16 protein-coding genes are annotated in these 13363 nt (G+C 33.0%); 11 read left to right on the forward strand and 5 right to left on the reverse strand.

The annotated features are described in order from the left end of the window. Positions 1-271: 271 nt before the first annotated feature. From AQ616_RS10120 to AQ616_RS10130, 4 genes are all read right to left on the reverse strand, one after another. Complete coding sequence (locus tag AQ616_RS10120; RefSeq protein ID WP_069685718.1) at positions 272-1219, reverse strand: hypothetical protein; 948 nt, start codon at positions 1217-1219, stop codon at positions 272-274. Between the two features lie 180 nt (positions 1220-1399). Further along, positions 1400-1639, reverse strand: a complete 240-nt coding sequence (locus AQ616_RS20145; protein ID WP_346421766.1) for a cyclic-phosphate processing receiver domain-containing protein — start codon at positions 1637-1639, stop codon at positions 1400-1402. Beyond that, complete coding sequence (locus AQ616_RS20150; protein WP_346421767.1) at positions 1615-1797, reverse strand: cyclic-phosphate processing receiver domain-containing protein; 183 nt, start codon at positions 1795-1797, stop codon at positions 1615-1617. Before AQ616_RS20150 ends, AQ616_RS20145 begins: the two co-directional genes overlap by 25 nt. Position 1798: 1 nt before the next feature. Next, the gene (locus AQ616_RS10130) at positions 1799-2290 is read right to left on the reverse strand and encodes a hypothetical protein (protein ID WP_069685719.1); all 492 of its coding nucleotides are present in this window, start codon (positions 2288-2290) and stop codon (positions 1799-1801) included. A 130-nt stretch (positions 2291-2420) separates the two neighbouring features. Between AQ616_RS10130 and AQ616_RS10135 the strand changes: the two genes are divergently transcribed. From AQ616_RS10135 to AQ616_RS10160, 6 genes are all read left to right on the forward strand, one after another. Then, complete coding sequence (locus AQ616_RS10135; protein ID WP_069685720.1) at positions 2421-2618, forward strand: hypothetical protein; 198 nt, start codon at positions 2421-2423, stop codon at positions 2616-2618. A 1249-nt stretch (positions 2619-3867) separates the two neighbouring features. After that, positions 3868-5124 carry a cytochrome P450 family protein gene (locus tag AQ616_RS10140; protein WP_069685721.1) on the forward strand — a complete coding sequence of 419 codons (1257 nt, stop codon included), beginning with the start codon at positions 3868-3870 and terminating at the stop codon, positions 5122-5124. A gap of 84 nt (positions 5125-5208) precedes the next feature. After that, positions 5209-6207 carry an NAD(P)/FAD-dependent oxidoreductase gene (locus AQ616_RS10145; RefSeq protein WP_069685722.1) on the forward strand — a complete coding sequence of 333 codons (999 nt, stop codon included), beginning with the start codon at positions 5209-5211 and terminating at the stop codon, positions 6205-6207. Between the two features lie 16 nt (positions 6208-6223). Beyond that, positions 6224-6478, forward strand: coding sequence for a ferredoxin (locus AQ616_RS10150; RefSeq protein ID WP_069685723.1), 255 nt, complete (start codon positions 6224-6226; stop codon positions 6476-6478). A gap of 147 nt (positions 6479-6625) precedes the next feature. Continuing rightward, positions 6626-7846 carry a sensor histidine kinase gene (locus AQ616_RS10155; protein ID WP_069685724.1) on the forward strand — a complete coding sequence of 407 codons (1221 nt, stop codon included), beginning with the start codon at positions 6626-6628 and terminating at the stop codon, positions 7844-7846. Continuing rightward, positions 7836-8486, forward strand: a complete 651-nt coding sequence (locus AQ616_RS10160; RefSeq protein ID WP_069685725.1) for a response regulator — start codon at positions 7836-7838, stop codon at positions 8484-8486. The genes AQ616_RS10155 and AQ616_RS10160 overlap by 11 nt, the downstream gene beginning before the upstream one ends. Before the next feature lie 44 nt (positions 8487-8530). Here AQ616_RS10160 and speD read toward each other — a convergent pair whose 3' ends face one another. Next, positions 8531-8911, reverse strand: coding sequence for an adenosylmethionine decarboxylase (gene speD, locus AQ616_RS10165; protein ID WP_017796074.1), 381 nt, complete (start codon positions 8909-8911; stop codon positions 8531-8533). 259 nt (positions 8912-9170) lie between these two features. Between speD and AQ616_RS10170 the strand changes: the two genes are divergently transcribed. The 5 genes from AQ616_RS10170 to AQ616_RS10190 all read left to right on the forward strand — a co-directional run bounded on the left by AQ616_RS10170 (position 9171) and on the right by AQ616_RS10190 (position 13146). After that, complete coding sequence (locus AQ616_RS10170; protein ID WP_069685726.1) at positions 9171-9683, forward strand: DUF4178 domain-containing protein; 513 nt, start codon at positions 9171-9173, stop codon at positions 9681-9683. 91 nt (positions 9684-9774) lie between these two features. Then, complete coding sequence (locus tag AQ616_RS10175) at positions 9775-10446, forward strand: PspA/IM30 family protein (protein ID WP_017796076.1); 672 nt, start codon at positions 9775-9777, stop codon at positions 10444-10446. A gap of 63 nt (positions 10447-10509) precedes the next feature. Further along, the gene (locus AQ616_RS10180) at positions 10510-11121 is read left to right on the forward strand and encodes a DUF4247 domain-containing protein (protein ID WP_069685727.1); all 612 of its coding nucleotides are present in this window, start codon (positions 10510-10512) and stop codon (positions 11119-11121) included. Positions 11122-11136: 15 nt separating this feature from the next. Continuing rightward, positions 11137-11532: a DUF350 domain-containing protein gene (locus tag AQ616_RS10185; RefSeq protein WP_017796078.1), complete on the forward strand. Its 396-nt coding sequence runs from the start codon at positions 11137-11139 to the stop codon at positions 11530-11532. 75 nt (positions 11533-11607) lie between these two features. Next, the gene (locus tag AQ616_RS10190; protein WP_069685728.1) at positions 11608-13146 is read left to right on the forward strand and encodes a polyamine aminopropyltransferase; all 1539 of its coding nucleotides are present in this window, start codon (positions 11608-11610) and stop codon (positions 13144-13146) included. The last annotated feature ends 217 nt before the right edge of the window (positions 13147-13363 follow it).

Consider the following 13363-nt stretch of genomic DNA (forward strand, 5'->3'; position numbering starts at 1 on the left):
TAAATAATGACACTAAGTTATGACATCAACTAAAATATTGATATACCAACTCTCGCAAATCAGTGTCATAACTTATAAGTTTTGACGCTTTACATGGGAAACAAAGTAGATATTTCGTTTCCAAAATTTAATATAGAATCCTTGATAAAACAACATTACTAGTTAAATGTTTGTTTTATTAATATGTAAGTAATGAAACTATGCTTATGAAACTTCCATATAGAGATTGGTTTAAGAAAAAGAAAAACCCTCTCTAAAAGAGAGGTGGAATTTAAAGATCAAGATACTCCTCAAGGGTTTCATCGTTTAATTTGTTAGTTGTTTCTGGGTTAAGTAACCTATTGGAGATTTCATCTCTAAATAATTGAATTAAGTTTCTGTTTCTTTCGGTCATACTTCTAACGTATTGCTTTTCATTTAGTCCTGAATCAGTTATTTCTTCTTTTCTGATTGCTTTTTTGTAAACTTTAGGAACAATTGTTCCATCTCTACGGGGGGTACGTTCTACTAGGTGTGTGTTATTTTCTAAGTGGTATTGTTTCCTTCGTTCTAAAACAAAATGAGTGCAATATTGTCCAGCAGTATACCTGTAATTTTTGACAACTATTGACTTAGGGACGAGGAGAATATCTTTTCCGTCGATAACTAGTGGGCTTTCATTACATTCTTCCCACGTATGGTTCTCACGGTTCCAATAATGTGCGAGTTGTCTTTCCTCAGTATTGGTCTCTATACCCCATAACCCACATTGATAAATTGTAAAATCAACTAAATGCTTTCTAATTATGTTAGTAACCAAATCTGATAATCTATCCTGCCCAAAACCATCTACAAATACATGTACATCTTCTAACCTTTGAATTAAACCATTTTCAATCATATTATTCTCACGAATATCATCAAATAATTCACTCAACATCTCCCGAGAAGCGCCAGTTCCTTCAGGTTGGCTAGAAGACAGCCCAAAGCAAATCTCATTAGGTTCATGAGCATAATCAAACAACTCCCGTGCTTCTTGATCATTACCATTTTCATATAATTCTAGTATATGATTAAAAAAGTCAGTAATAGTTTCAGAAGCATCAATACACCATTCATCATCATTAGTGTGAATCCAACATGGATCAATAAATAATTCAACGTCTTTAGTGAAGTTAACATCGACAAAATCTAATCCGTTTTGACTTACACCTAGGCTAAAGTACTCACTTATTCTCATATTTACACCTCCTTTTTTGTAAAAGTTAGTAATATTATATCATTTATTACCAAAAAAACATTAGTATTATGAATCTTTTATATTATAATTATATAAAATATCTAATCCTAAATATATTAGCCCGTTTTCAATATTAGTAATTTATAAAATGCCTATATAACAACGTTCCTAGCAATAAAACTACTCTCTTTGAGTATGTTTTAAAATACAAGTGAGAGTGTAATAGGGTAAATTACAGGAATTTATTAAATAATTACTGCTAGAATATTCTTTATCTATAAATCCCCTTCTTTGTGCGCCTTTTAGTGTATGATACATATTCTCACGCCCAACTCCATTATCTGTATGCAAAAAAATTTTATTAGCTCTTAGTCCCTTTTCACAAAAAATCTTTACTAAATCATAACCAGTAGGTAACAAGTTCCTTTACTATCCTCACCTAAATCATGATCAAGTGATAGTATATTAACATTGAAATTATTTAAATAATGCAGAGCTTCATCTATATTTCGAGCTATGGTAAATCCTTCTGGGCAGTCTCTCAGATCATCTACATATAAGTTAATAAATTTTCCCATTTTAAATATCCTTTTCTTTTGTATTAGGTTTACTTTTCCTATAATAGCGACTATTTAAAGAAGCAGAGTCAATCCAAAATGTCCACTTCTTACTATCAATATCGTTAGCGACGTTAAGGAGACAAGAGATTTCTTGAGGCTCTAGTTGCAATCCATTTATATCATCATGAATTAGTGATTTGTTTTTGGGGATTTTAAATGTCTGCTCTTTGTTGTTTATTATAATAATCTGTTTCGTTTGAAAATCAATATGATATTGTTTCTTAAGAAAATCTGTAACAAACGCCATCATTTCAGGTGTGAAGGTTAAGGACCTAGAACAATAGGGACAGGTGAAATTGTCAAAGAATAATTCATGAATATAAGTTTCAGTATAAGCAAATGTTGTCGGAATTGGAGTCCTTAAATAACCATTAGAATTTATGGTATATCCAACCTTTTTCTTAGCTTTTTGTAGGCAGCCTATACAACCAATAACTAGTTTTGATTTCAATAAAATCACCTCTAAAATTTATTGTCTGAATAAGCGATTCTAATCAGTGGTGTATCGTTACTATTTTATAATAATTAGATTTTATATCAAAGCTTCTTTAAGAGCTATTTATTAGTGTTATTCGGTGGGTATGAGTGAAGGTGAGATTGATTTTGTTACTTGGTTTGCGGTAATAGCTTCATTTGTAATATGGGGATTATTTTACTTTCTTCAATTTGCACGTTTTAACAATAAAATTTGGAGAATATCTTGGCTTGTTGTAATGGTCATACTACCTTTCTTTTGGGAAACAGGACTTGGAACTTCTATTGGTAGGATAATAGTTTAACTTCGCTCTTAAATATATTGATCTTTATAAAGATAATTATGATTAAGAATAAATAAGTTATTCTACATCTTAAATAAAACCTTTGATGCTATTATAGTTCAGTCTAATTAAGTCAATTAAGACATATTTGGTAAATATGATTCTATATCAGAGCTTGAAAGTTATAAAAATGGTTTTAGTAAGTAGTGAAAAATAAGGATCAATCTAGAAATTTTTACACATTTTTTACACAAGTAAAGTGAAAATCCTTATAATGACAAGGTTTATACAGATTTTTATACCCTGACCACCGGGGTATCTTGAGATTATTAGTAATTTAAGTGAATAAACCGTAATATGAACAGTTCTTCACATTTGTGGGAAACGGTTTTTTTGTGCGCCCTGCATGGGTAGCAACTAGGTGGTGCAGTCCACTACACGCTAGACAGTGAGAAGTGTTAGCTGATGGCAAGGATGTCCTTGGTGACAAGGAATCTTAAGGAAGCCTAAAGCAAAGCTCTGCACCTACGAAAAGAAACTTGATAAAAGGCAACACATACGGATAAGATTGCAAAACTAATCAAAGCCTAAAAACTGTCCAAAAGTGTGTGTTGTAAATCAAGAGGTGACATGGAGTGAAAGTTGTTACGCTTTACCGTGGGAGGTCTTATAAGGATGATGTGCGAGTTGAATGAAAACAAACCTTTACAATTCTATTGGTGACAATAGGATGAATTGTAAGAAGTCAGCAGAAGTCGTAGTAGTGAAGACAGTTTGTGAGAGCAAAAAAGAAGGACTGAACAGTAAATAGATATCTGTCTGAACTTAGAAGTAGTCGTGAAAGCATAGTGCAGAAAATAAGAGTATCGCTTATATTATATTCAAGTAGAGATGCGAAATCAAACGAATAAATTTAGAGAGCATAGCTGGACGGGTAAACGAAGCAAATATAAGCAGTTTCAAGACTGTATTTACTGAACCGCCCAGTACGAAACCGTACGCTGTTGTGGTGAGAGAGGGGGAGGCTAGTCAAATTAATGACTGGCCTCCTACTCAATTAACTTTAAATATCCTATTTGAATTGCTGATTAATCTCAAAGGTTCAATTAATAATAGCTAAAATATACTAGATATAGATTTTTTTATGGAAAAAATTAGGTATTAAAGGCAATGATAATTATGCCCGTTTGTACGTTTTATATTGCTAGTATAGTTGATAAAATCTAATATGTTAAAGATACTTTCTATATTTATGAAAGGATGATATTTAATGTATTCACAAGAAGCAATTCCTGAACAAGAGATTTTAAAAGTATTAAGTGGAAAAAGTGAAAAAGATCCTTTTCTCGTTTTTAACGAATTGCGAGAAAATGGACCAGTAAGGCCGATTCCAATGCAAATTGGAAATACTGATAATCAAACTTGGATTGCGACTCAAATGGATGAAGTGAAAACCGTTTTAAAAGATCAAGATACCTTCTGTGTAGACCCATCTACGATTAATAAAGGTAGTAACACAAGAAGTGAATTGACAAATAGTTCCGATAACCCAAACTCAAATTTATTCCTTGCAAATTCTTTAAATGCAATAGATGAACCAGACCATCGTCGTCTACGTAGATTAGTTTCAAAGGGATTTACACCTAGATATATGGAAAGTTTACGACCAAAGGTACAAGGAATTGCTGATGACTTAATTGATGAAGTACAAGAAAAAAGTGAAATGGATATTGTTCAAGATTTTGCTTATAAACTTCCGATTATTGTTATTTCGGAAATGATTGGGGTTCCAAATTCTGATCAAGAACAAATTTATCATTGGTCTGAGTCTATAGCTAATGGTCTTGGATTAGGAAGATTAGATGAAGAAGTATCAAAAAGCTTAGATGACTTTGGTGATTATTTTAAACAATTAATTGAAGAAAGGCGTAAACAACCTAAAGATGATTTGATAAGTGAACTAGTAGCAATAGAAGATGGTGGAGATAAACTACACGAAAAAGAACTTCTATCGTTGGTTCAATTATTAATATTTGCAGGGCATGAAACTACCTCAAATTTAATTTCTACAGGTACATTGATGTTATTGGATAATCCTAAACAACTAGAAATCTTAAAAAATGACCTTAGTCTCGTGCCTAAAGCTGTAGAGGAATTATTACGTTTTCATGGTCCTTCTACTACTGCTGGCCCAAGATATGTTATTAAAGATACAGTACTTGGTGGACAAAATATTAAAAAGGGAGATATTGTCTTTCCGTTGTTGAAATCAGCGAATCGTGATGAGAAAGTCTTTTCAAGTTCTGAAGATCTAAATGTCACACGTGATATCAAACGACATGTAGCATTTGGACATGGAGTTCATATGTGTTTAGGAGCACCTCTTGCACGTATTGAGGGAGATATTGCTTTTACTACTTTATTAAAACGATTGCCAGACATGAAATTAAATGTTCCTCGTGAGAATGTGCAATGGCAATTTAAGTTGGCAGCACAAGGATTGTCCTCCTTACCAATATCTTTTTAAATTGTATTAAATATTAAGCAAAAGGCTAATTTATAACAGTAGATAAAAGTATATTCCCTTTATTGGAAATACAGGAGGACAGACATGAATAACGAAGTAGTTGATATGACAATTATTGGCGGTGGACCTGTTGGAATGTTTGGTGCATTTTATGCAGGTATGAGAGATATTAATGTGAAAGTAATCGAGAGCTTACCTCAAATAGGAGGACAGCTCGCTGCACTATATCCCGAGAAGTATATTTATGATATTGCAGGATTTCCGAAAGTATCAGGTCAAAAACTAGTCGATAACTTAGAAGAACAAATGAATATTTTTCAAGATAAAGTTGAAATTTGTTTAGGACAAACTGTGTTACAAGTACAAAAAAAAGATGGAGTTATAGTCATCCAAACAGATACAGAGACTCATTATACTAAATCTATTATCATTACTGCTGGAAACGGTGCTTTTGAGCCTAGAAAATTGCCAGTTGATGTGGCAACGTATGAAGAAAACAAAAATATTCATTATTTTGTAAAAGACATGAATCGCTTCTTAAATAAAAAGGTGATGATTTTTGGTGGTGGTGATTCAGCTGTTGACTGGGCGTTAATGCTCGAATCCATTGCTAGTAATGTGACGCTCGTTCATCGCCGTAATGAATTTCGTGCACATGAACACAGTGTGAAAAAATTATATGAATCAAGTGTAGAGTTAGTTACACCGTATATTCCATTAGAATTTAAAGGGCAACAATCTTTAGAAAAGGTGATTCTCGAAGAAACAAAAGGTAGTAGTACTGTGGAAGTAGAAGTGGATGATGTTCTAGTTAATTATGGATTTATATCAAAACTAGGCCCTATTAAACAGTGGAACCTTGAAATAGAAAAAAATTCAATTGTAGTAAATTCTAAATTTGAAACAAATTTGGAAGGAATATATGCGGCTGGAGATATATGTACTTATGATGGAAAAATAAATTTAATAGCTACTGGGTTTGGAGAAGTAGCAACTGCAGTAAGTAATGCTAAAGTATGTTTAGATCCAAAATCTCGTGTCCAACCAAAACACAGTACAAGTTTAATGGGATCAATATCTTAATTTTTAGGAGGAGATTATGACAGCAAAATACACAAAGGTGAATCAAGAGACATGTTTAGCTTGTGGGGCTTGCGGTGAAGTTGCTCCAGAAATTTTTGATTTTGATGAGGAAGGCGTTGCATATGTTTTCTTAGATGAAAACAAAGGAATATGTCAAATCCCAGATGAACTAGTAGACGATTTAGAAGATGCTTATGAAGAATGTCCATCTGAATCTATAAAAATATCAAGTCAACCTATTATATCTGACGAGAGTGAAGATAACTCATAAAAGAAGTAATTATTTCAGAATAAATAACCTTACATCATTTTGTAGGGTTATTTTATTTATTAAAATATACTATCCTTTAGGTTTTTGATAAACTTGCTATATTATTGACTTATCTTCTGTACACTTAAACTTCTGGGAGGTTCTGCATTGTTAAGACTGAGAAGTAACCGTATTCCTTATAAAGAAGAACATATGGTTAATCTACATGTTTATCGAATTAGAATGGTATTTTGGATTGTATTTGTTTTTATTGCTGCTACCTTGTTACAATTTTTAGAGAATGTCTCGGTTGTTGCATCCATAGTTTCCATATTATTAATTGTCCTACATATTGTATTATATAGATTTTCATATCGATTTAAATATAAGAAAAGTGCATATTACTTTCTATTGCAATCCTCTATTATCTTTATTACTGCATCTATAATGCCACATGGATCCCCCGTTATTTTAATTGGGTTATTACCGCTATTAATCGCTGAAAGTATTATCTTTTTTGGGCAGTCATTTAAAGTGTTTTTACTGGTTTTATTGTTATATATACCGTTTACAGTAGCTATCATTATTAATTATGGTATACAAGAATTGGTAATTTTCATCCCAATTTTATTTTCGATTGTTGGTATTACAGTATTTTATGCGATACTTTATATAAAAGAAGAGAAAGCTTGGATGCGCATGGAATATTATATACAAGAATTGGAGACTGCTAATCAAACTATTGAAGAACTAAGCATAAAAAATGAAAGAAAAAGAGTGGCTAGAGATTTGCATGATACTTTAGCTCAAGGCCTTGTTGGGTTAATCATGAAACTTGAAGCAGTTGATATACATTTAGAAAATGGGAATTATGAAAAATGTCATTACATAATAAAAGGATCCATGAAGGAAGCTAGATTAACCTTAAAGGATGCAAGGGAAGTAATTGATGATTTACGTACTAATTCTATTTCAGAATCAACCTTTGTCATGGATGTAGAAGAAGAAATCATTCGATTTGAACAAGCAACATCTATACAAGTACATAAAAAGATTGAAGTACTTCCTGCGCTATCTTCTTTGATAAAACAACATTTATCTTATATTTTAAGTGAATGCCTAATAAATATTGCGAAACATGCACAAGCAAGTAAAGTAGAAATAGAAGTTGCTTTAAGAGATAAAGTATTGTTTGTCAACATATCAGATAATGGTAGAGGATTTAATGTTCATTCTATTGGAGAAATTAATGGCCATTATGGTTTAATTGGAATAAGAGAGCGTGTACGTATTTTAAATGGATCTATACGAATCAATAGTGAACCAAAAAATGGCACGAGTTTAAAGATAGAGGTACCTGTTGAAAAAGGAGCAGAGAATGAAGACTAAGTTACTTATCGTTGATGATCATCTTCTAGTGAGAGAAGGATTGAAATTAATTCTTGAAGCAAATGAATCATTTGAAGTTATAGGAGAAGCGCAAAATGGGAAGAAAGCTTTAGATTTTTTAGAATATGAATTGCCAGATGTTATTTTACTAGATTTAAAAATGCCAATTATGAGTGGATTGGAAACCATGGATCAAATTAAAACAAGAAAGCTTGAGATTCCGATTATTATATTAACTACATATAATGAGGATAATTTAATGATTAAAGGATTGAAGGCAGGCGCTAGAGGATACTTATTAAAGGATACGGATAGATATAATTTATATAGAACGATAGAATCAGCAGTTAGAGGTGAAACATTAATCCAACCAGAGATTATGGAAAAATTACTGCATATAAATGATGCTTCATTTAGTATTAATAATGACACAATGAATAATCAACAATTATCAAAAAAGGAAATTTATATAATCACTAAAGTTGCTAAGGGATATAGAAACAAAGAAATTGCTTTTGAGTTAGGTATAGCGGAAAGAACAGTGAAGTCGCGCTTAACAAATATTTATAATAAATTAGGTGTTAATTCACGATCAGAAGCCGTATCGGTAGCAATAAAACAAGGATATATTGGGTTATAAGGCTCGTTTAATGTGGGGAAGTACAGAAGCCGTATTACTTATTTTCACTTTATTTTTTGTACTGGTTTCGGCTTCACTGGCCCCATCCCTCGTGGAATTTCTCTAAATTCCCCTAAACTCGATTCAAGAGCATCTGCAATATATTTTACTGCAATATTCGGATCTACTTTATCTCCGCATGTATAGACATCAATACTTGCATAACCATGTTCTGGGAAACTATGGATGGTTAAATGGGATTCAGAGATAATAACAACACCGCTTATCCCATATGGTGCGAATGGATGAAATACAACTTCACGTATTTCTGCACCGGCTATGACTGCTGCCTTTATAAATGTATCTCGAATAAAATCGATATTGTTTAATTTATCTAAATTGCACTCCCACAATTCAGCAATGATATGTCTTCCCAGTACATCCATGTGATGAATTTCCCCTTACATAATTATTTTACGACCAGTATATAGATGAGTATAAACCGATTATTTTGTTTATGCAATTTTTCCAGGTTAAGTTGTGGAGGAATAAAGAAGGATAAACACGGGATTGAATATAAGTAATTTGATCTACAGGTATCTTTAAATTTTTATTTTTTAGGTCAATCAGTTAGAATTATAATAGGATTAAAGTTCATATAATTTTTATAAATAGTGATAATGAATAGATATGTGGGGTGAAAATGTGGGGATATTCTCGAGGATTTTTTCTAAAAGCAAGAAAAATGAACCTGCACCAAAAGAAAGAGATGTATTGACGATAAAAGTTGGAGACATTGTAACTTATGATTTAGTCGATTATGAAGTTGTTGGGAAAATAACATATCGATCTGGAAATTATGAATGGTATAGTTATCAACTACTAGAAGGAAAGAATACAATTTGGTTAGCAGCAGAAATGGATGATGAATTGGAATTAGGAATTTATAAAAAAGTTACGTTGCCTGTTTCTAAGCCATTTCCAAAAGAGCTTAGCCATGATGGGAATAAATACTATTTTGATGAAGCTGGTACTGCTAGAATAATCGGTGAAGGAAGAAGTGCTAATTTACAAGGATCTGAAGTAGAATATGCAGAGTATACAGATGCAGATGAAGAAAATTTTATCAGTTTAGAAGTATGGGGATCTGAAGTAGAAGTAAGCGTAGGCTATCCAATCGAATCCTATGAAATTAAAATTATGGCTGGTTCATTGTAAAATAAATGAAACATAACGATGAGTTATTTCGTATAGCATAACGACTACAAAAATGAATACAAATTGAATATAATTTGAAGGAGAGAGTAATATGTTTAAGTTTTTTAATCGAGTAAAGACAGTGGTAAGTTCAGAGTTGAATTCTGCTCTTGATAAAGCAGAAGACCCGGTGAAAATGTTGGATCAATACATGCGTGATATGGCAGAGGATATACGTGAAGTAGAAACTGCTGTTGCAAAACAAATATCCAATGAAAAAATGTTGAAGCGCAAAGCTGATGATGCGAAGTCTATGATGGAAAAACGTCAGAAACAAGCTGAGCAAGCAATTGAAGCGGGAAATGATGATTTAGCTCGACGTGCGCTTCAAGATAAGAAAGAGCATGAAGCAACTGCAACTAGCTTGAATGAGTCTTGGACAACAGCGAAAAATGATTCTGAAGTTCTTAAATCCAAGTTAGATGAAATGAAAAAGGAATACCAAGAAATGCAATTGAAAAAGGATTCTTTAAAAGCGCGTGCAGAATCAGCTAAAACTAGAACAAAAATTAATCGTACAATGTCTTCTATTGGTAGTGATAGTTCTAAACAAGGATTTGAACGAATGGAAGAGAAAGTTATGCGTTATGAGGCTGAAGCGGAGACAAGTGATGCAATGTCTTACCAAAGCCGATCCTTGGATGATGAGTTTGAGGAATTAAATAAACAGAATGGTGTTGACGATGAGTTAGCAGCATTAAAAGCCAAAATGAATAAAGAGTAAGTTGTTCTAGAAAAGGGCAGTGCTTTAATAGCTGCCCTTTCTTAAAGGTGGAGGGGGATTGATTTGTGTAAAAGATGGGTGTTATGTATAGGGATATTATTGTTAATCCTGTTAGCAGCGTGTTCTTCAGAGGATGAGACAATCATGGCAGCGGATATCCCAGAAGAACCACAGAAACAAGAAATCAAGCAAATAATTGAAAATGCTGCTAACGAAAATGTTGAAATTGACGATGTTATTGAAGACGCATTTCCGCTGATGACAACTATAGAAGGTGACTCGAGTAATTCGGAAGTTTATGCAACAACCAGGTTTACTTTGTCAGAGCTAAGTCTTCTACTTTCTAATGCGTTCCAAACGGAAGAGATTAGTGAAGTGAAGGATGATCAGCAGATCATTATTTTTAATGATTTCTTTGTGACCTTACGTAAAAACGAAGCGGACCAAGAAGTATTGTTAATTGAAGTCGCTGGTGAGGAATTTGTAAGGAGAAATTATTCTCCAAGCTTTTTAGGTACATATTTTTCCATCCGCTTGTTAGATAGTATGTTCGGAAACAATTGGAATCGTAGTTCGAATGGGGACTATTCTGGTATGGGAAGCTATGGAGGTTCTGGAGGCATTGGCCGTGGAAATACGACATTTAGAGGTGGCGGACCAGGAACAGGTAAATAAAAGGAAGGTGATTATATGGAATTGTTCATATCTACATTAGTTTATTTTGTTATCGCAATAATTATTGTTTTAGCTGGTTTATTTATATTTGAGAACATGACCCGTAAATATAAGGACATGGAAGAAGTAAAAAATGGAAATATAGCAGTTGCGTTATCTGTTATTGGAAAGATTGTAGGAATCTGTATTATTCTATCATTTGCAATCTATAATAGTGGTAGATTTACCGATACGATCATTTGGGGTATTGTTGGTGTGGTACTACAAATGATAGCATATTGGCTATTCGATCTATTCACAAGAAATTTCTCAGTAGAAGAAGAGCTAAAGAAGAACAATATTGCCGTTGGAGTTATGTCAGTAGGAGTATCTATTGGCTTAGCGTTTGTAATCGGGGCATCGATTACATAAAAATAAGAAAAATCGCAGCCAGGTATTTGCTTGGCTGTTTATTATTTTATTGTTTTTCTGGTGTGGAGTGGATGAATGTTGAATGAGAAAGCAGTTAGACAAAGTAAGATTATTTATTGGTCCTCGGGAATTGTTTCCATTTGTGGTATTATTTTCGAGGTTTTATTTGGAGCGTTAGGTTCGTACATTTTAGGCGATGGTGTTAAACAATATACACTAACTATTTCCTTATTCTTAACTGGTATGGGAATAGGTGCTAGTTTAAGTGAGAAGTTTATGCGGAACTTAATCATTAAATTTATTTGGATTGAATTTTGTGTAGCCCTCATTGGTGGTTTTTCTAGTTTTATTATGTTTGGTATTACCGCCTTTGCGCCAGCCGGAACGGATGCTTTTTACTTATATTCTATAACGTTAATTGTCGGTGCCTTAACAGGTGTTGAATTACCCATTTTAATTCGTAAAGCAAATGAAATTGGTGTGACATTAAATAAAAGTACGGCTCGTGTGTTATTTTCTGATTATGCTGGAGGCTTAATTGGAGGGGTATTATTTGTCTTCTTATTCCGTCCTTATTTTGGTATGGTCAAAACAGCATTTTTAGTTGGGTTGATTAATTTAACAGTTGCATTAATCGTCTTATGGCTGTTCAGAAAAGAGATTCGGCATTTTATCGTACATGCTGTAATTGGAGTGGGTATTGGTGTGTTGTTAATTGTAGGGTTGTTCTTCGGTGAAGAAATGGCGTTTACTTTTGAACAAAAATTGTACCAAGATCCAATTATTCATATGGAAGAGAGTAGTTATCAAAAAATCACAGTTACACATGATGAAGAAGATATCCGACTTTATTTGGATGGATCTTTGCAATTTAGCTCGGTCGATCAACATCGCTACCATGAAGTACTCGTCCATCCGGCAATGGCAAATGTAGATAATCCAGAGAATGTCCTTATCCTTGGTGGTGGCGATGGGATTGCGGCTAAGGAAGTTTTAAAGTATGAAGATGTGAAACAGATAACTCTCGTTGACTTAGATCCAGCAGTTGTGGAGTTGGCAAATACAAATCGACATTTGTTAAAGATTAATGAAGGGGCTTTAATGGATGAAAATGTACAAGTGAAAAACATGGACGCCTTTCAATTTTTAGAAGATACATCGGAATGGTATGATGTTATTCTTGTTGATTTGCCTGATCCAAATAATGAAAGTCTAAATAAGTTGTACACAAAGGAATTTTACTCCTTAGTACGCAATCACTTAAAACCTGAGGGAATGATTATGGTTCAAGCGACAAGTCCAGTCTTCGCTAGAGAAGTATATTGGACGATTTCAGAGACGATTAGTTCAACTGATTTGAATACGGAGAATTTGCATATAGATGTACCGAGTTTTGGAAACTGGGGATTTGTCATGGCAAGTCGTGAGGAAATTGATTTAGATACAATGGAAATACCCGTTTCTACAAGTTTCCTAACTAATGATATGATGTCAGCACTAACTGCGTTTGGCAAGGATGAAGATCAAGAGATACCGAATTTTGAGTTAAAAGCAAATACACTAATTGATCCACACTTGATTCAAATATATGAAAAGGCATGGGAAAACTATTAACTTAGAAGTCCCGGAAAACACTTAACATTAGTTGTTTTCTAGGGGCTTTTTAAATTCGTGAGTTTTGTCCAAAAAATTATTTACTAATGAAAGTGAAATTAGAATTTTTACGGTAGACAAGGGGATTTTATTCATTCTTATAAATCTGAATATTATATTTACTCCATATATATTAAAAAATTTTAATAATAGGTTTATAATGGAGGTATAAGGGGTT

The sequence above is a fragment of the Oceanobacillus sp. E9 genome, from assembly GCF_001741975.1.
GTDB classification, from domain to species: Bacteria; Bacillota; Bacilli; order Bacillales; family Amphibacillaceae; genus Oceanobacillus; species Oceanobacillus kimchii.

Bases quoted from the DNA above. Each gene is read 5' to 3' on its own strand.
- AQ616_RS10120 (WP_069685718.1), bottom strand. From the start codon at position 1,219: ATGAGAATAAGTGAGTACTTTAGCCTAGGTGTAAGTCAAAACGGATTA.
- AQ616_RS20150 (WP_346421767.1), bottom strand. From the start codon at position 1,797: ATGGGAAAATTTATTAACTTATATGTAGATGATCTGAGAGACTGCCCA.
- AQ616_RS10135 (WP_069685720.1), top strand. From the start codon at position 2,421: ATGAGTGAAGGTGAGATTGATTTTGTTACTTGGTTTGCGGTAATAGCT.
- AQ616_RS10140 (WP_069685721.1), top strand. From the start codon at position 3,868: ATGTATTCACAAGAAGCAATTCCTGAACAAGAGATTTTAAAAGTATTA.
- AQ616_RS10145 (WP_069685722.1), top strand. From the start codon at position 5,209: ATGAATAACGAAGTAGTTGATATGACAATTATTGGCGGTGGACCTGTT.
- AQ616_RS10150 (WP_069685723.1), top strand. From the start codon at position 6,224: ATGACAGCAAAATACACAAAGGTGAATCAAGAGACATGTTTAGCTTGT.
- AQ616_RS10160 (WP_069685725.1), top strand. From the start codon at position 7,836: ATGAAGACTAAGTTACTTATCGTTGATGATCATCTTCTAGTGAGAGAA.
- speD (WP_017796074.1), bottom strand. From the start codon at position 8,911: ATGGATGTACTGGGAAGACATATCATTGCTGAATTGTGGGAGTGCAAT.
- AQ616_RS10175 (WP_017796076.1), top strand. From the start codon at position 9,775: ATGTTTAAGTTTTTTAATCGAGTAAAGACAGTGGTAAGTTCAGAGTTG.
- AQ616_RS10185 (WP_017796078.1), top strand. From the start codon at position 11,137: ATGGAATTGTTCATATCTACATTAGTTTATTTTGTTATCGCAATAATT.
- AQ616_RS10190 (WP_069685728.1), top strand. From the start codon at position 11,608: ATGTTGAATGAGAAAGCAGTTAGACAAAGTAAGATTATTTATTGGTCC.